We start from the raw sequence: 16,078 nt of genomic DNA, 5'->3' as shown, positions 1-16,078 counted from the left end.
TGTGGCCAATTAAAATCAATTATAAACACATGAAATTTTTAATTGGGGCCTTTATTGCCTTGGGACTTTCATTTGCCTGTACTTCGAAAAAGGAAGTAGATCTTTTGATCAAGAATGGAGCACTGATTGAGGTTTCTACCGGAGAAATTTTCCAAAATCAAGTCATCCTGATCCAAGGGGATTCGATTCTTCTCACGGGCGGAGATAGCTTGTTGACCCAATTTTCGGGAAAAACCGAAATTGACGCCACCTCAAAATTTATTTTACCTGGTCTTTGGGATAATCACGTTCACTTTGGAGGAGCTGACTATGTAGATGAAAACGAGCAGTTGCTCCCGCTCTATTTGGCTTTTGGAGTTACGGCTGTCCGTGATGCGGCTGGAGATATTGCACCAGAAGTTTTGAAATGGAGAAATGAGGTCAATTCAGGGACACGGATAGGTCCCAGGATTTTTACCTCCGGCCCAAAAATCGAAGGAAAAAACTCCATTTGGCCCGGAGATTTGGAAGTTGGAACGGTAGAAGAGTTGGACCAAGCGTTGGATTCATTGGATAAGCTTAAAGTCGATTTTGTAAAAATCACGGATAATGCACTTTCACCCGAGCTGTTTTTGTCTGCGACCCGAAAAGCAAAAAGTCGTGGCTGGTCTGTTTCCGGCCATGTTCATCCGGGAATTACCTTGGATGAGATTTCGCTGGCAGGTCTGACAACCATCGAGCATCAGGGTTATTTGCTGCGAGCTGCGACTGCAGAAGAAATGCGAATTAGAGATGAAAAAATCTCAAACAAGCTTTCACCGGAGGAAGCCAACGAACTTCAGTTCAGTACCTTATCGGATTCTGTAGCAGAATCAAACTTTAGAAAATTTGCTGCGCAGGGAACTGGAGTGGTTCCAACTTTACTCATCAGTTACAACATCGCTTATCTGGATTCTTTGAATTTTTCCGGCGACACTATCCTGAGTTACCTCGGTCCAAAACTGAAGGAAAGCTATCAATGGAGGATTGAGCGCTATGCAAAAGAGGACTCCACAAGCCGTAAAAATAGAAAACTTCAATTTGAGGCTGCGGCAAGATTGCTTCCGTTGGTACAGAAATCCGGAATGAAAATCATCGCTGGCACAGATGCAGGCTACCTGAATACTTATGATTACCCGGGATTGGCTATTCACCGGGAATTGGCGTTGATGGTCAAGTATGGTCTCAGTCCGCTCCAAGCACTTCAGGCATCAATTCTCAACGGCCCATCCTATTTTGGTTTGGAAAAAGAGTACGGATCTGTTGAAGCCGGGAAAAGGGCCAGTTTGGTCATTTTGAACTCCAACCCTCTGGAAAAAATCGAAAATACCCTAAGCATTGAATCTGTAATTGCCGAAGGAAAATACTACTCCAGAGAAGAACTAGATCGAATGTTGAGTGAGATTAAAGCTTGGGTAAAAACAAAAGAATCGAAGGAATAAAAAAAGAGAGGCTGTCAGTTTTGACAGCCTCTCTTTTTTATCTGCTTCTCCAAAGGTCTTTCATTGGTTTTCCGTTCACAATCAGAACAAACCGCGCTGGATTGGGAACCAAAACAATTCGGACATCCATCTTGTCAAACTGGTCTGATTCGATTGGAACCCCTTCTTTTCCGCTTACCTCATAGGTCACTATTCCTTTGGCATCGGGGAGCATTTCCTTGTATTTGTTGGCCAAATAGGCTGTAGGAAGAAGGATATCCGTGTCTGATTTGAGCTTGGAGTAGATTTTTTCCAGCTGAGGCTCAAAAACCACCTCATATTCATCATTGAATTCATCTTCCAGATCATGCAATTCCTCCTCCAGGTCGTCATAGCTTTCATCGCTATAATCCATCTGACTGAGTTTATTTCTTTTTTGTACGATTTCGGTGAGTTGCTGGTCCAGCTGATCCCAATTCATGAAGTGATCTTTTAAGTGAAAGCGCAAAGATGGCTATATCTCAAATTTTAGCCGAATAAAACCTGAGAAATTAACTAACCAAAAGGATTTTTCCGTTTCGCCCAGGAGTATCATAGGCCGCCAAAGCTTCCTTAAACTGATCCAAAGTGAACTTCCCTTCCACGTCGATTTTTGAATCCTCTTTCATCAAAAATCCAAAAACGTTTCGGAAAGCTTTAGTCCGATCGGACTCCGGCATTTCTTCAATCCAGGTACTCAACCAAAACCCTTCGATTTTCAAGTCTCTAAAAATCAGCAACCCACTGTTGATTGACATATTGTCCAAGGCAAGCGCCCCGAAAACCATCATTCGGCCTTTGGGTCTCAATGAGGCCAAAGCCTTCGCACCAAGCAATCCGCCTACAGCATCAAAAATGACATGAACTCCGCCTTCAGTAAGTTCAGGAATGACTTTCTGCAATTTTTCGGTCTCCGAATTGATCACCAAATCTGCCCCAAGTTCTTTTAGAACTGCTTTTTGAGCATCATGGCGTACAGTAGCTGCTACTTTTATCCCCTTCGCTTTAGCCATTTGGATGGCAAATTTCCCAAACGCAGAAGCTCCTGCCGTGATCAGCAGCCACTCTCCTGCCTTCAAACCTGATTTTTCAATCATCCCATAAGCAGTCATGGGATTGACGAAAGCCTGACAAGCCACTTCGTCCGGCATTGCGTCAGGAACAGGAATAACCAAAGCCGCAGGAACACATACATATTCTCTCCAAGTGCCTATCGCGGTAAACATGACCCGAGTTCCGGCCTTAATTTTTCCAGTTTCATCTCCCTTCTCCACCACACCGCAAGCTTCAAATCCTGCACTGCTTGGCAGCTTAGGAGTAATTCCGTACATACCTCGTATAAACATGATATCCGAAGGATTGATGTTCCTTGCTGTTACCTTGATCAATACTTCATGCGGTTTAGGAGTCGGAACAGGTCCATCAATTAACTGAAGGACATCTAACGGAAGCCCAGTTTGGGTGAAAATGAGTTCTTTCATGTGGTTATTATTTGAATTTCTTAAATCTTTTGAAATCTAGCATGGCCTTATAAGCTATTCCTGAGGTTTTTAGCTAGGGTCCTTCTCAATTTCATTTGGGTTTTGATGAATTGATTTTTATCAGGTTAGCGTTAAATGTAACTCCCTGTTCACTTTTACCTCACCTATTTTTTCCTATCTTAATGTTTAAATATAACCCAAATCACATGGATTTATCCTCTGTTTTTTCCCTTGAGGGAAAAGTTGCGCTAGTGACAGGCGCCAGTAAAGGAATTGGCTTTAGCATCGCAGAAATATTTGCCGCTGCCGGAGCAAAAGTTGTAATCAGCAGCCGGAAGCAAGATGCGCTGGATGAAATGGCCAACAAGCTCATTGCCAAAGGCTATGAAGTGACCGGCATCGCCTGCAATGTGGGCAATATGGCTGAGCTTCCCGGACTTGTGGAAAAAACAGTTGCGAAATACGGAACAATTGATATTCTGGTGAATAATGCAGCATCCAATCCGGTATTTGGACCGGTCCATGAGACCAGCTTAGAGGCCTTCGACAAAATCATGGATGTCAATGTCAAGGCTCCATTCCACCTTTGCCGGCTTTGCTTTCCCTACCTCAGAAAGTCCGCCGCTGCCTCTGTAATCAATATCAGTTCGATCGGAGGAATTTCACCCGAAACGGGTCTTGGGATCTATTCCGTATCCAAAGCCGCATTGATTTCCCTGACCAAAGTATTTGCGAAAGAATGGGGTGAAGCCAAAATCCGCGTAAATGCGATTTGTCCTGGCTTGATCCAAACCAAATTCTCGGAAGCACTCTGGACAAATGATAAAATTATGTCCATGATCATGAAGCAGCTGGCAATCAAACGGGCCGGTACCAGTGAAGAAATCGGAGCTTTGGCGCTATTCTTGGCCTCTCCGGCTTCCTCCTATTCCACTGGAAGTGTTTTCACAGCAGACGGCGGTTTTACGATTTAATCACAACGCATGCATTCGACCCAAAATTTTCCTCAGGAAGCGCTTCCGGAACTTCTTGAAACATACCGTGAATTTGTCAAAAAAGAACTTTTTCCTATTGACTTACAGGTAGTCAGCGGGCCCTTCCGTAGTTTTTTACCACAGTTGGAAACCCTCCGTTCCAGAGCTAAAATTATTGGCCTTTTTGCCCCTCACCTTTCCAAAGAAGAGGGAGGTGTTGGCTTGAACTTGGTTCAGTTTGCCCAGGTTTCTGAGATTCTTGGTCAAAGTCCAATCGGACATTATGTATTCAACTGCAATGCTCCGGACATTGGCAATATGGAACTCCTCCATCTTTTTGGATCGGAGGAGCAAAAGGAAAAATGGCTAAAACCGCTCCAAAAAGGTGAAATACGAAGTTGTTTTGCCATGACAGAACCAGCCCATGCAGGCAGCAATCCGGTTCATCTCAGCACCACGGCAGTTCGAAAGGGCGATAATTACCACATCAATGGCCATAAATGGTTTACCACTGCCGCCGATGGGGCAGCGTTTACCATCGTAATGGCTGTCACTAATCCATATGCGGAATCGCCCTATCACCGGGCAAGCATGATCATAGTGCCCTTGGACAATCCTGGCTACCACCTGGTCCGAAATATTCCCATCATGGGCGAGGCAGGGGAAGATTACCTCTCTCATGGAGAAGTGAAATTTGAAAACTGCATTGTCCCTGCTGGGAATCTCATCGGATTGGAAGGTCAAGGTTTTGCCCTGGCTCAGGAACGGCTTGGACCGGGAAGAATACATCATTGCATGCGCTGGATCGGAATCTGTGAACGGGTTTTTGATTTAATGTGTAAACGTGCACTTTCGAGGGAACTGGATTTGGGAAAACCCTTGGCAGAAAAGCAAACGATCCAAAACTGGATTGCCGAAAGTCGTGCCGAGATCAAAGCCAGTAGATTGATGGTATTGGATACGGCCCAAAAAATGCAGCAATTCGGAGCAAAAGCTGTAAGAGAGGATATATCCACTATCAAATTTTTCGTGGCAGATGTCCTGATGAAAGTAATTGACCGGGCTATTCAAGTTCACGGCGCATTGGGAATTACCGATGACACCCTCCTTTCCTTCTGGTATAGACATGAGCGGGGAGCCCGGATTTACGACGGTCCGGATGAGGTTCACAAATCAGCTTTGGCAAAGAGCATTTTGAAAAATTACGCTTCCGATGGAAAATGAGCTAGCGTTTTCAAGCCTCAAGAATTTTCTGGAAAACAGGCTTCAGTGTACATCCAACCAGATCGTGATATCCAAACTTTCAGGTGGCTTCTCCAACATCACTTTTCTGGTCCAAACTCCCCAGGGAAAATTCGCTTTACGCCGTCCACCATTTGGAGAGAAAATCAGCAAGGCTCATGACATGGAACGGGAATTCAAGGTTTTGGCAGCTTTGGAAAAGGCAGGCTACAGCAAAAGCCCAAAACCTATTCTTCTGTCAACTGACGAGAGCATCTTTGGCGCACCTTTCTTTCTGATGGAGTTTGTAGAAGGAATAGTCTTACGAAATAAACTTCCAAACGGAATAACCTTTGGCCAATCTGAATTTAAAAAACTCTCTGAAAATGCACTGGACAGCCTTTTGGAGCTTCACCACCTTGAATTGGAAAAATCAGGGTTGATCCAGTTGGGCAAACCGGAAGGCTATGTGCAACGACAGGTGGAGGGCTGGATCGACCGGTACTTTCGGGCGAAAACCAACGATCTTCCTGAAATGGAGAATGTCGCAGAATGGCTCAAGACCTCTTTGCCTCAGGTGGAAAATGTGGGATTCATCCACAATGACTACAAGTACGATAACCTCGTTTTAAATTCTGAAAACACTTCTGAAATCAAGGCTGTATTGGACTGGGAAATGGCTACAGTCGGAGATCCTTTGATGGATCTGGGTACTTCCTTGGCTTATTGGGCGGAGGCAGATGATCCTGATATCCTGAAAATGTTCAACATGTCGCATCTTCCGGGGAATATGTCCCGACAGGATGTGATTGAATACTACGCTGCTAGAAGCCCGCTCGACTTGAGAAATATGCTTTACTATTACATTTTTGGACTCTTTAAAGTCGCTGTAATTGCCCAGCAAATTTTCAGGCGATTTTCAATGGGATTCGCCAGTGACCCACGTTTTGCAAGTCTGATTCATGTCGTCATCGCTGCCGGAAAAAAAGCGGAACAAACCATCCAAACTGAAAAAATCTAACCCATAATGATCATTAAAAACATCTGCATTCTTGGTGCCGGAACGCTTGGCTCCAGAGTTGCTTTGCAAGCTGGGATTTCAGGATTTAACGTAACCGTGTATGATATCCAACAAAAATCCCTGGATTTCTCCCTCACTACGATGCAAAAAATCCTTCGTCAACTCCACAAATCCGGTCAAATCAGCGCAGGGCAGGACTTGGAAGTTTTATCCCGAATCAAGTTTACCCTAAGTCCATCCGAGGCGGTAGAGAATGCGGATTTCATCAATGAGAGTGTAACAGAGGAAGCTGACATCAAGAAAAAAGTCTGGAGACAGTTTGGGGAAATTGCACCTGAGAAATGCATTTTCACTACCAATACTTCCTACATGCTGCCCTCAATGTTTGCTGAAGACTCGGGCAGACCGGAGAAATTTTGTGCTTTTCATTTTCACGACGTCTTTTATTCAAGAGTCGTAGATATAATGCCTCATCCCGGCACAGACCCTGCTTTGATCCCAATCCTGGAAGATTTGGGAAGGAAGCTTAACCAAGTTCCTGTTTTAGTGAAAAAGGAAAACCCGGGTTACATTTTCAACACCATGCTGATGGCTTTGATTGGTGCTGCCGGAAAACTACTTACAGGCGAAGTGGCCTCAATTGAGGACATTGATCGCTCCTGGATGGTGAATTTCCACATGCCAATGGGACCTTTTGGGATTTTGGATTCCATCGGACTGGATACCGCCTGGCACGTGACCCATAAAATGCCTGATCGGGCTTCTCAGGCTTTTGCAGCTTTGCTCAAATCGTATTTGGAACAGGGGAAACTAGGCGAAAAATCAGGGCAAGGTTTTTATACCTATCCCAATCCGACATACAAAGAGCAGGATTTTGTAAAGTAAGTCCAGAATCCCGGCTTTCTTCGTAGATGAGGGTGACCTATCTTCAGTCCATGCAAAAACTGATTACCACCCTCATTTTAGTTTTTCAATCGGCCTATGTTTTTTCCGGTACTGTTGAAATAAATTCCACCGGGAACTTCCCAATTTCCATCCATCAACAGGCTGAAATATGGGATACCGGAGTGGATTTTATTGAGTTGGAAACATTTCTAAACACTCCAAATCCCGGTGATTTTCGTACGCTGACGAGTATCAATACAAATCTTGGCTTTACGAATCATCACTATTGGGTTCGATTTACACTGAGTAATTCCTCGGCAGTTCCAAAGCGGGTATTTCTCGAAACAGCCCGACCGATCACCGATATCGCTAACCTGTACCAAATTGGGAAAACCGGATTAATTACGCTGGTTGAAAACGGAGACTTATTGCCATTTTCAGACCGTCCCCTGCCTCATCGAAAATTGATTTTCCCAATTGAAATTGAGGCCAATTCCTCAGCAGAATATTACCTGCATTTGAACAGCGATGGAGAGGTGATCAATCTTCCGTTGACACTTTATGATGATTTCTCGTTGATAACAGCCACCTATTTTGACCAGTTGGTTTTCGGGGTATTTTATGGGATTTTGCTGCTAGCAGCTTTGACTTACCTGTTTTTCTATTTCGGTATTAATGAGAAAAGTTTCATCCTATATGTGTTGTATGTGATTTCCATAGGATTGCTTCACTCGTCTTTGGATGGATATTTTTTTCAATATCTACTCGGCGGTCCAGGTTGGTTTGCGGACCGTAGCATTTTGATCTTCGCAACAGTATCTGCTTTACTACTTAACCGGTACAATCAGGCATTTGTGCGTGTCGAAACCTTCACCAAAGTGCTAAACAATACAATCAATGTGATCAATTTCAGTTTGATTCTCCTGCTCCTTGGCATTTTGCTTATTGACTCTGGAAAGCAGCTTTATTATCCATTGGTCAATGCGCTAGGCCTTGTGGGAGTATTGTTGGCAATTGCATCTATTGTGATGAGTTTTGTGAAAAGTAAGCCTGTAGACCCATTTTTCGCTTTAGGTTTTACCTCTTTGACAGTTGGTTTTATCATTTTTATTCTGAACAACTTTTCACTCCTTGAGAACTCCTTCCTTACCGAAAATGCCGCTAAACTAGGTACAGGTCTTGAGATTCTCTTTCTGTCACTTTCCATGGCAAACCGGATTCGAATTTTAAGAAATGAAAAAGAAAAAGCCCAAGATTTGGCTCTTCAGAGGTCGGAAGAGAGCAACGAGATCAAGTCATTTTTTCTATCCAACATGAGTCATGAACTCCGCACCCCTTTGAATGCAATTTTGGGCCTTTCCCAATCGATTATGAAGGAAATTTCCGATGAACGAATCAAGGAAAATCTGGAAGTAATCAAATACTCATCGGTTTCACTTCTCTCTTCAATCGATGACATCCTCGACTTTTCCAAAATAGAAAAAGGCGAACTCAACCTGGATCAAAAACCTTTTGACTTACAAAAGAGTCTCACTGAAATCAAGGCGCTCACCTATCAACAAACTCGGGATAAAGGGCTGTCCTTTACTTACGAAGAAAATGCCCCGCTTCCAAGGCGGGTAGTTGGAGATGCTGTTCGATTCAGGCAGATTTTGAACAACATTCTTAATAATGCCATCAAATTTACCCCTACCGGAAAAATCAAACTTCAGATTACTCACTTCGAAGAACTTGAAGAAAATCAAATTCTCACTTTTCAAATTTCGGACACAGGAGGGGGCATCAAACCTGAAAAGCTTGATCGGATTTTTGAATCATTTACTCAGGAGCAAATCGATGACAAGCGGAAATTTGGGGGATTTGGTCTGGGATTATGCATTGTAAAAGCCCTGACTGACCTTCACCATGGACAGGTTTCCATTTCAAGCCAAGCTGGGATTGGGACCACCGTTGAAGTTCGACTCAGTTTCAAAAAAGCTCCCGAGGAACCCCTGGAACTGATCAAAAAAGACACAAAATCACTTCTGAATGGGAAAAACATTCTTGTGGTTGAAGACAATCCTGTCAATCAACTTGTTATCAAATCCATCCTTAGAAAGTGGGAAGGAATCCGGTACAATTTTGCGGGCCATGGATTGGAAGCCTTATCTAAGCTTAATCAGGAGCATTTTGATCTAATTTTAATGGATCTTCAAATGCCTGAAATGGATGGCTACGAAGCGACCGAAGCAATTCGAAGTGGGCAAGTCGGTCAGGCGCATACTAAAATCCCCATCATAGCAGTTACAGCGGATACTACCGAAAAAAGCAAAATTCGGGCAATGTCAATCGGAATGGATGATTACATGACCAAACCAGTCGATGCAGAACAATTGCTTGAAAAAGTGTTGAAGGCTTTCTACTTGGAAAAAATCGAACTGGAGTCTATCGAGAAATAAATCTGAATTTGAGATACTTGATTTTTTCTCCTTTATCCGAAAACATCTTTTCATAACGAGTTTTGATGCCATGGTGGTCATCTTTCATACTGCTTTGGTAAAAATCATGCGTGAACGCAATTACCTCGATGTCCTGACGTGATTTGACCAATTCCAAAGTGTAGTCGAAAAGCCCTGTATTGTCTGTTTTGAAATGAACAATCCCTCCCGGTTTGATCATTGGCTTGTACATTTCAAGAAATTTGGGTGAGGTGAGGCGTCGCTTTTCATCTCCATCTCTGGGAAATGGGTCGGGAAAAGTGATCCACAATTCGGTGATTTCTCCCTCTGCAAAAAACTGGTTGAGGTTTTGAATCTGAGTTCTGAGAAACGCCACATTGGTAATGCCTTCGGCTGTTGCCGTCGAGCTGCCTTTCCAGATTCTGCTTCCCTTGATATCGACCCCGATAAAATTCTGATCCCGGTATTCCCTGCCCAAGCCAACGGTAAATTCACCGCGTCCACAGGCCAACTCTACCACAATCGGATTTTCATTTTGAAATTGTTTGGAGTTCCAATGGCCTTTGATTTCTTCAAAAATGGGTTTGCCTGACTGGACTACATTGGGATTCTCTTCGTTTTGGGCAAAGCGAACCAGCTTTTTTCTACTCATTTAAAGGTCGTCGATTTCTGCGACCACAAAAGTACTGCCTCCCACAAATATCAAGTCATCAGACTCTGCATTTTTTCGGGCAAAGTTCAAGGCCTCATTGACATTTGGGATAATTTCTCCCTGAAGTCCGTAAACCGCTGCCTTTTCAGCCAGCAAATTTGCAGCTAAAGCTCTGGGCAAATCAGCTTGGCAAAAGACGTAATGGGCATCCTTGGGAAGCAAAGCCAGAATTTTGGATACATCTTTGTCCTGCACCATCCCGATTACCATCCAAAGCTGCGCAAAAGAATAGGTTTCGAGTTGAGCCAGTATTTGCCGGATTCCGGGTTCATTGTGCCCTGTGTCGGCGATAATGGTGGGTTTTTCTCCCAAAATCTGCCACCGACCTTTAAGCCCGGTCAACTGTGTAACCTGTGCCAAACCAGTTTGAAGAGCTTGATCTGAAATTTTCCAGCCTTGGCTTTTCAATTGAACCACCGCTTCCAAAATCCCCGGAAGGTTATATCGCTGGTAATCTCCCAAAAGGCCAAAATCCAGTTCCTGAGTATTTCCTTTGTACTCAACTTCAAATCTTGCAACTCCCGCATTTTCAAAATTTTGTCTCTTATCGACTTTCCAGATTTGATCTGCAAAGACAATCGGAGCCTCCATTTCAGCAGCTTTGGCAAGAAAAACGGGAGTGGTTTCTTCCTGTGATTGACTGATCACAACCGGAACATCAGGTTTGATGATTCCAGCTTTTTCTCCGGCAATTTCCGGTAAGGTCTCTCCCAAAAACTGCATGTGGTCGTAGCCGATATTGGTAATCACACAGAGTTCAGGAGCTATGACATTGGTACTGTCTAGCCTTCCGCCCATTCCTACCTCGATTACGGCGATATCCACTTTTTGCTGCTCAAAATACCAAAAGGCCATTCCCACAGTCATCTCGAAGAAACTGGGCTTCAGCTCATCCAAAAACATTTTGTTCTCGGCGACAAATTGAACCACTGCTGATTCGATGATTTCCAAACCATCAATCCGGATCCGCTCAGTGAAGGATTTTAGATGCGGGGAAGTGTACAAGCCCGTTTTGTACCCTGCGGCTTGTAAAATGGCTGCCAAAGTATGTGAAGTACTCCCCTTTCCATTGGTGCCGGCTATATGGATTGATTTGAATTTCTTTTCCGGATTTCCCAGGTGAGCACATAAGGCGACAGTATTGCTGAGGTCCTTTTTGAAAGCCGATGCCCCTACCCGCTGAAACATGGGCAGCGAATTGTACAGGTAATCCAGTGTCTCCCGGTAATCCATGCCTAACTCAATCCACCTTGATGATAAAGGTGATTTTACCTGAGGAAAAATCAGCGGCAGTTCCGCCTTGTTTTTTGAAATTGATCTGATTAACCACTTGCCGATAATACGCAAGTACGTCGTTGGATACATTATATTCCAAAGGAACCGCCTGCACGACTCGACCGGAATCGTCCACTGTGATTTTGAAAACTATCCGACCGTTTCTAGTCGAAACATTGTCGTTGATGGTTGGTCTGGAAGCAAAATCCCATCCGGCCATATCCAAGCTATATCCAGCACCTGAATTGGTACCTTTTCCACTTCCCTCACCCATGATCGCACGTCCATCCACTGTTCCGGTTGGTCGGCCCTCATCGCCTTTGGCGGTACTGGAGCCTTGGGCTCCACCGGATGCAGGCGTGGTACTTTTTCCTGAGGTACCACCGGCACCGAAAATCGCACGCTGGTCGATTTTTGGTTTTTCAGCAGCTTTCTGAGTCGTTGTCTCTGCTTCTGACTTGGCTGGAGTAGTGACAGTTTTTGCGGGTTCGGTTTTGGTTGGTTGTGTTTTTTTGGTTTCTACAGCCGCCTTTTCCTGTCCTTTTATCGGGGAAGGATTGGTAGTTACAGCCTGATTGGCCGCCGGCTTGGAAATGGCGGTAGGTTTGGCTGTTTCAGTTTTTGGACTTGGTGTAGGAGTCGCAGGTTGAGTTACAGCTGGAGCTACATCACCGGGTGCGGCCTGTTCTATACTTTCCGAAGGAGTTTCTGATGGCGCATTTGGACTATTCCGATTTCCAGATCCTACATCAGTAAAACCAAGATTCAATTCCAAACCATACGTCGGAAGTGGTGGAATCGGTTGCTTCCATACCACAATAAAATAGAACGCAAGCAGCAAAAGGGCATTGACCACGACCGTGATGATCGCGGATTTGCGTTTACTGTCCTTTTCGACCTGATCAGCGTTCCAACTTTGCATGGTTAAAAGGGAATAGTTGCGATTGAGACGTTAGCCTCCAAGGCGGCAGCAATTCCGCCAATTTCTACGAGATATTCTACGGGTACAGTTTTGTCAATGTGCAAAACAACCTGACCTTTTTTCCCTTCCAAAAGAGCAGTCAGTTCAGATTTGATCTGATCTCTACTTACTTCCCGATCATTGACGGAAAAGCGCAAATCCTTGGTCACAGATACCGTCACCTCCTGCATGATGATGTCGGAAGCCTCACTGGAAGGCAAATTCACAGGAAGCCCAGATGGGGTGATAAAGGAAGAAGTAAGCATGAAAAAGATCAGCAACAGGAAAATGATATCCGTCATGGACGACATGCTAAACGCCGTATCTACCTTATTTTTTGCCTGAAGTCCCATGATTATTTGTCCTGGAGTAGGTCAATGAATTCGATGGAAGTGTATTCCATGTTGTGCACTAGCTTCGAAACCTGAGTTACTAGGTAATTGTAACCCAAGTAGGCTATGATTCCGACTACAAGGCCGGCAGCCGTGGTAATCATGGCTTCGTAAATTCCTGATGAAAGCAGCTTTGGAGAAATCATCCCTTCCTCTTGAGCGATGGAAATAAAAGCCTGAATCATACCGGTCACGGTACCAAGGAATCCGATCATCGGAGCAGCCCCGGAGACGGTAGCCAGCATTCCAAGATTCTTTTCCAATTTATAGATCTCGATTTTCCCTACGTTTTCGATGGAAACCTCGATGTTTTTCAAGGGAGACCCTATCCGATCGATTCCTTTGGCGATCATATTGGCTACAGGAGTATTTTCTCCCATGCAAAGCACTTTAGCCTTTTCAATTTGTCCACTCTGCACCAAGACCTTTACTTGTTCCAAGAGGTGAGCTGGAGTTTTAGAAGCTTTGTTGAGAACGATTACCTTCTGAATAAAGATGAAAATCGCCAAAATAAACAGAAGATAAAGCGGGATCATCATGTAGCCTCCCTTAATCAGGAGGTCCATAAGGCCGATACTTTCTTTGGTGGCGCCCATGGCCACATCATTCAAATTGGATAAACTGTCTGTAGAAAGGGTTTGGAGCAACATATTAATATTTCAAAATCCACAATGCTTCTGAGTATTGGGATTTGATTTTTTCGAGTTCCTCCGCGGCAGTTTTAAAGCTTCCAAACTTTCCGATCGCCAAGCGATAATTTGAGACCCCTTCGTAAGGCATGATCAGGTAAATATCCGATGTCCTTCCAAAATATACAGTGGCCTCCTCAATGGCGAGCTTTTCACTTGGTAAGCTTCCCACAATGATAAAGTATTGAGGGCGCTCTGCTTTGGACTCTATTCTAATCAAATTTCCAGTGACTCTATTGGCAATTGTTGTACCAGTTTCAGCCGGTTTGGAAATATTAGGATTTGAATTATTAATGGATATTATAGAATCTTGATTTACAGCAGGTTGATTTTGTTCACTTGGCGTAGATTCTGGAGATTCCTGAGTGGTAATTGGCTGATTTTCCACTATCGGTTTTTCTGTTTTTTCAACAGAATTTTCCGGAGAACTTGAATCCAATTGGGACTGAATCTGCCAAATGATTACCGAAACAATTCCAAGGCCGATCAGGACTGCGGCCCAAACCCAAGATGTTGATTTTTTTGGTTCGATTGGCCTGTTTACTGGGGGAGTTTGAACCTGTTTTTCAGGCTTTCTTTCTTTATTTTTTTCCTCAGAAACAGGTTGAGAAGTAGGCTCTACCGCAAGAGGTACAGTTGCTTCTTGCTGAACTTCAGGATCAGAAATGACTTTTGTGACCTCTTCGACCACCGGTTTAGCCCTCACTCTTATTGGAGTGATCTCCACAAAAGGAAGCCCGTAATCTTTGGGGTCAGTCCACTGTTTTTTTTCTGAATCTTTGTCTGCCATTTTCGCTTGGAAAAGCTACGAAACTAACCTAAATGAGTCGAATGCCCAACCCCCTGCCCCGAGTTTCTCAGAATTTAAAACTTGCTCCTCCGATAAGTTGAATCCCACGCACAGGATAATTCAGCCAGCGGGTGTTTTTGCCATTCAGGATATTATTGCCTTCGGCAAAGACAGACAAACGATCAGTAATCTTGAAATCAGCCTTCAGCTGGAGATCGGCAATGGTTTTCAAGTTTACCACTTCAACTATTGGTGGAATAACTTCAACAACTTCATTACCTCGCGCCTTTAATCCACCCATAAAATTCAAATTGGCCTGGACCAGCAATTTTTCAAAAGGAGTAAATTGATTGTTGACGCGTAGTTCCCAAACCGGTCTATGCCAGGCTTCAGTCTGAGTAGTCAAGTCGTATTGATACAAATCCAAGCGGCTTCCCAAAGAATAGGTTTCGGAGATTTTGAAGCCGAGTTCTGCATTGATGTTGAAAACCGTTGACTTGTCGTCATAGACAATTTCAAATCTCGCAGAGTCAGCCTGAGAATTTACAAAGAAGTGCATCTGATTATACCGGCTGACGTTGATGCCCGCGCGATAATGAAATGCTTCCTGAAACTGACCTTCTATCCCACCTTCGATTTTGTAATTGTTAATCGTGTTCAGCAATTGCTCACTTGGACCGAGGAAAGGATTTTCATTGACAAAGCTGAAATAGGTATTCCGCTGAACATCTCCGGAAAACTCTCCATAAAATCCGAACTCATCGGCAAACTGATAACTGGCTTTCAATACAGGGAAAATTCTGAAATCGCTGGATTTGTCAGCGATAGAATCATTTTCTGAAACCAAATTCAATCCTGCAGTAAACTGGAACGCCTCGTAGTTGTAGGAAATCCGCGGACGAATGGAGAAGTAATTTCGGTTCTCCTGATAGTTCACATCATTGGGATTGGTGTGGAAATAAGCCAAATCAACCCTTCCTGACCAGTCAGATTCTGTTCTGAATTTGCCTCCTGCCTGGATTCCCACTTCGTTTTCTTTAGCAGAATAGCTGTCTTTAAAATTCCGAAAGCTGAGTTTTCCTTCGTAGGAAAATGGTCCGGTTTTCTCAATGTCCCGGAGTCCAACCTGAACCTGTACATTGTTCATGACATTGCTCGAGGTTTCAAAGGGAACATCAGGATTCTCAAAAAGTAATGGGTCCACTCCATAGAAGGAGTATTTATCCTGACCCCAGTTCAATCCTCCAAATACCTCTACCTGCTCTGTAAAATAGCTTCCATCAGCACCAAAGACAGTATGCGACTCTGCACTTTGCTCAGCTGCAATTGGCCCTTTTCCAAAACTCTGATGCTTAAACTTAAGTGCATAATTCAAAGGATCGGCCGTGGTAGACATAAATCGTCCTTCCAAAAGCGGAGAGGAAAAATTGCCATAGCCCGCCCGGATAAAACCACGATAAAGCTCGGTTTTTGGTTGACGGTAATCTTTTTGCAAAGCAGTAGGCTCCAAATTCAAAGCCGGTAGCTTCAAGAAAAACGGAGTGACTGTATAGTTGAACTCGGCAAACCCTTTGGGTTGAGGTAAAACCGGCAAGCGTTCAAAGGCTCTTGGCTGGGTAGGAACGGTCAGAACCCGATCCTTACGAATCACAAACTCCTGATCCTGCACAGCGCCCTGCTGCTTGTTTTGTGCAAAAACCGAGGAGCTTCCCAAGGAAAATGCACCGGCAAAGAATAGAATTACGGGTAGTTTTTGCATGG

The 16,078-nt window shown here is 44.1% G+C and carries 15 protein-coding genes; 6 read left to right on the top strand and 9 right to left on the bottom strand.

What is annotated here, in order from left to right; all coding sequences use genetic code 11:
• The first annotated feature begins 29 nt into the window (after positions 1-29).
• Positions 30-1,460: an amidohydrolase family protein gene (locus D0X99_RS13635; RefSeq protein WP_119478450.1), complete on the top strand. Its 1,431-nt coding sequence runs from the start codon at positions 30-32 to the stop codon at positions 1,458-1,460.
• Positions 1,461-1,497: 37 nt separating this feature from the next.
• Here D0X99_RS13635 and D0X99_RS13630 read toward each other — a convergent pair whose 3' ends face one another.
• Positions 1,498-1,920 carry a hypothetical protein gene (locus D0X99_RS13630; protein WP_119478386.1) on the bottom strand — a complete coding sequence of 141 codons (423 nt, stop codon included), beginning with the start codon at positions 1,918-1,920 and terminating at the stop codon, positions 1,498-1,500.
• Between the two features lie 70 nt (positions 1,921-1,990).
• The gene (locus D0X99_RS13625; RefSeq protein WP_119478385.1) at positions 1,991-2,959 is read right to left on the bottom strand and encodes a zinc-dependent alcohol dehydrogenase family protein; all 969 of its coding nucleotides are present in this window, start codon (positions 2,957-2,959) and stop codon (positions 1,991-1,993) included.
• A 206-nt stretch (positions 2,960-3,165) separates the two neighbouring features.
• Here D0X99_RS13625 and D0X99_RS13620 point away from each other — a divergent pair, with 206 nt between their 5' ends.
• Genes D0X99_RS13620 through D0X99_RS13600 form a run of 5 tightly spaced genes read left to right on the top strand, consistent with a single transcriptional unit; the run spans position 3,166 to position 9,498 of the window.
• Positions 3,166-3,933: an SDR family NAD(P)-dependent oxidoreductase gene (locus D0X99_RS13620; RefSeq protein WP_119478384.1), complete on the top strand. Its 768-nt coding sequence runs from the start codon at positions 3,166-3,168 to the stop codon at positions 3,931-3,933.
• 9 nt (positions 3,934-3,942) lie between these two features.
• The gene (locus D0X99_RS13615; protein ID WP_119478383.1) at positions 3,943-5,157 is read left to right on the top strand and encodes an acyl-CoA dehydrogenase family protein; all 1,215 of its coding nucleotides are present in this window, start codon (positions 3,943-3,945) and stop codon (positions 5,155-5,157) included.
• Complete coding sequence (locus tag D0X99_RS13610; protein WP_119478382.1) at positions 5,147-6,175, top strand: phosphotransferase family protein; 1,029 nt, start codon at positions 5,147-5,149, stop codon at positions 6,173-6,175. Before D0X99_RS13615 ends, D0X99_RS13610 begins: the two co-directional genes overlap by 11 nt.
• 6 nt (positions 6,176-6,181) lie before the next feature.
• A complete protein-coding gene (locus D0X99_RS13605; protein ID WP_119478381.1) occupies positions 6,182-7,060 on the top strand; it encodes a 3-hydroxyacyl-CoA dehydrogenase in 879 nt (292 codons plus the stop codon).
• 50 nt (positions 7,061-7,110) lie between these two features.
• Complete coding sequence (locus D0X99_RS13600; protein WP_119478449.1) at positions 7,111-9,498, top strand: hybrid sensor histidine kinase/response regulator; 2,388 nt, start codon at positions 7,111-7,113, stop codon at positions 9,496-9,498.
• On the opposite strand, the gene trmB is transcribed toward D0X99_RS13600, so the two are convergent.
• The 7 genes from trmB to D0X99_RS13565 form a co-directional block, all read right to left on the bottom strand.
• Positions 9,485-10,150, bottom strand: coding sequence for a tRNA (guanosine(46)-N7)-methyltransferase TrmB (gene trmB / locus D0X99_RS13595; protein WP_119478380.1), 666 nt, complete (start codon positions 10,148-10,150; stop codon positions 9,485-9,487). The genes D0X99_RS13600 and trmB overlap by 14 nt on opposite strands.
• Positions 10,151-11,443: a bifunctional folylpolyglutamate synthase/dihydrofolate synthase gene (locus D0X99_RS13590; RefSeq protein WP_119478379.1), complete on the bottom strand. Its 1,293-nt coding sequence runs from the start codon at positions 11,441-11,443 to the stop codon at positions 10,151-10,153.
• 7 nt (positions 11,444-11,450) lie between these two features.
• Complete coding sequence (locus D0X99_RS13585; RefSeq protein WP_119478378.1) at positions 11,451-12,407, bottom strand: energy transducer TonB; 957 nt, start codon at positions 12,405-12,407, stop codon at positions 11,451-11,453.
• A 2-nt stretch (positions 12,408-12,409) separates the two neighbouring features.
• On the bottom strand, positions 12,410-12,799 hold the full coding sequence (locus tag D0X99_RS13580; protein WP_119478377.1) for an ExbD/TolR family protein: 390 nt from the start codon (positions 12,797-12,799) through the stop codon (positions 12,410-12,412).
• Between the two features lie 2 nt (positions 12,800-12,801).
• Complete coding sequence (locus D0X99_RS13575) at positions 12,802-13,488, bottom strand: MotA/TolQ/ExbB proton channel family protein (RefSeq protein ID WP_233553722.1); 687 nt, start codon at positions 13,486-13,488, stop codon at positions 12,802-12,804.
• A gap of 1 nt (position 13,489) precedes the next feature.
• Positions 13,490-14,317, bottom strand: coding sequence for a hypothetical protein (locus D0X99_RS13570; protein WP_119478376.1), 828 nt, complete (start codon positions 14,315-14,317; stop codon positions 13,490-13,492).
• Between the two features lie 67 nt (positions 14,318-14,384).
• Positions 14,385-16,076: a TonB-dependent receptor gene (locus tag D0X99_RS13565; RefSeq protein ID WP_147392232.1), complete on the bottom strand. Its 1,692-nt coding sequence runs from the start codon at positions 16,074-16,076 to the stop codon at positions 14,385-14,387.
• Positions 16,077-16,078 lie beyond the last annotated feature (2 nt).

The organism is Algoriphagus lacus (assembly GCF_003583985.1).
GTDB lineage: Bacteria > Bacteroidota > Bacteroidia > Cytophagales > Cyclobacteriaceae > Algoriphagus > Algoriphagus lacus.
This window is presented reverse-complemented; position numbering and strand designations above follow the sequence as displayed.

Bases quoted from the DNA above. Each gene is read 5' to 3' on its own strand.
- D0X99_RS13635 (WP_119478450.1), top strand. From the start codon at position 30: ATGAAATTTTTAATTGGGGCCTTTATTGCCTTGGGACTTTCATTTGCC.
- D0X99_RS13615 (WP_119478383.1), top strand. From the start codon at position 3,943: ATGCATTCGACCCAAAATTTTCCTCAGGAAGCGCTTCCGGAACTTCTT.
- D0X99_RS13580 (WP_119478377.1), bottom strand. From the start codon at position 12,799: ATGGGACTTCAGGCAAAAAATAAGGTAGATACGGCGTTTAGCATGTCG.
- D0X99_RS13620 (WP_119478384.1), top strand. From the start codon at position 3,166: ATGGATTTATCCTCTGTTTTTTCCCTTGAGGGAAAAGTTGCGCTAGTG.
- D0X99_RS13625 (WP_119478385.1), bottom strand. From the start codon at position 2,959: ATGAAAGAACTCATTTTCACCCAAACTGGGCTTCCGTTAGATGTCCTT.
- D0X99_RS13630 (WP_119478386.1), bottom strand. From the start codon at position 1,920: ATGAATTGGGATCAGCTGGACCAGCAACTCACCGAAATCGTACAAAAA.
- D0X99_RS13605 (WP_119478381.1), top strand. From the start codon at position 6,182: ATGATCATTAAAAACATCTGCATTCTTGGTGCCGGAACGCTTGGCTCC.
- D0X99_RS13570 (WP_119478376.1), bottom strand. From the start codon at position 14,317: ATGGCAGACAAAGATTCAGAAAAAAAACAGTGGACTGACCCCAAAGAT.
- D0X99_RS13585 (WP_119478378.1), bottom strand. From the start codon at position 12,407: ATGCAAAGTTGGAACGCTGATCAGGTCGAAAAGGACAGTAAACGCAAA.
- D0X99_RS13565 (WP_147392232.1), bottom strand. From the start codon at position 16,076: ATGCAAAAACTACCCGTAATTCTATTCTTTGCCGGTGCATTTTCCTTG.
- D0X99_RS13575 (WP_233553722.1), bottom strand. From the start codon at position 13,488: ATGTTGCTCCAAACCCTTTCTACAGACAGTTTATCCAATTTGAATGAT.
- D0X99_RS13610 (WP_119478382.1), top strand. From the start codon at position 5,147: ATGGAAAATGAGCTAGCGTTTTCAAGCCTCAAGAATTTTCTGGAAAAC.
- trmB (WP_119478380.1), bottom strand. From the start codon at position 10,150: ATGAGTAGAAAAAAGCTGGTTCGCTTTGCCCAAAACGAAGAGAATCCC.
- D0X99_RS13600 (WP_119478449.1), top strand. From the start codon at position 7,111: ATGCAAAAACTGATTACCACCCTCATTTTAGTTTTTCAATCGGCCTAT.
- D0X99_RS13590 (WP_119478379.1), bottom strand. From the start codon at position 11,443: ATGGATTACCGGGAGACACTGGATTACCTGTACAATTCGCTGCCCATG.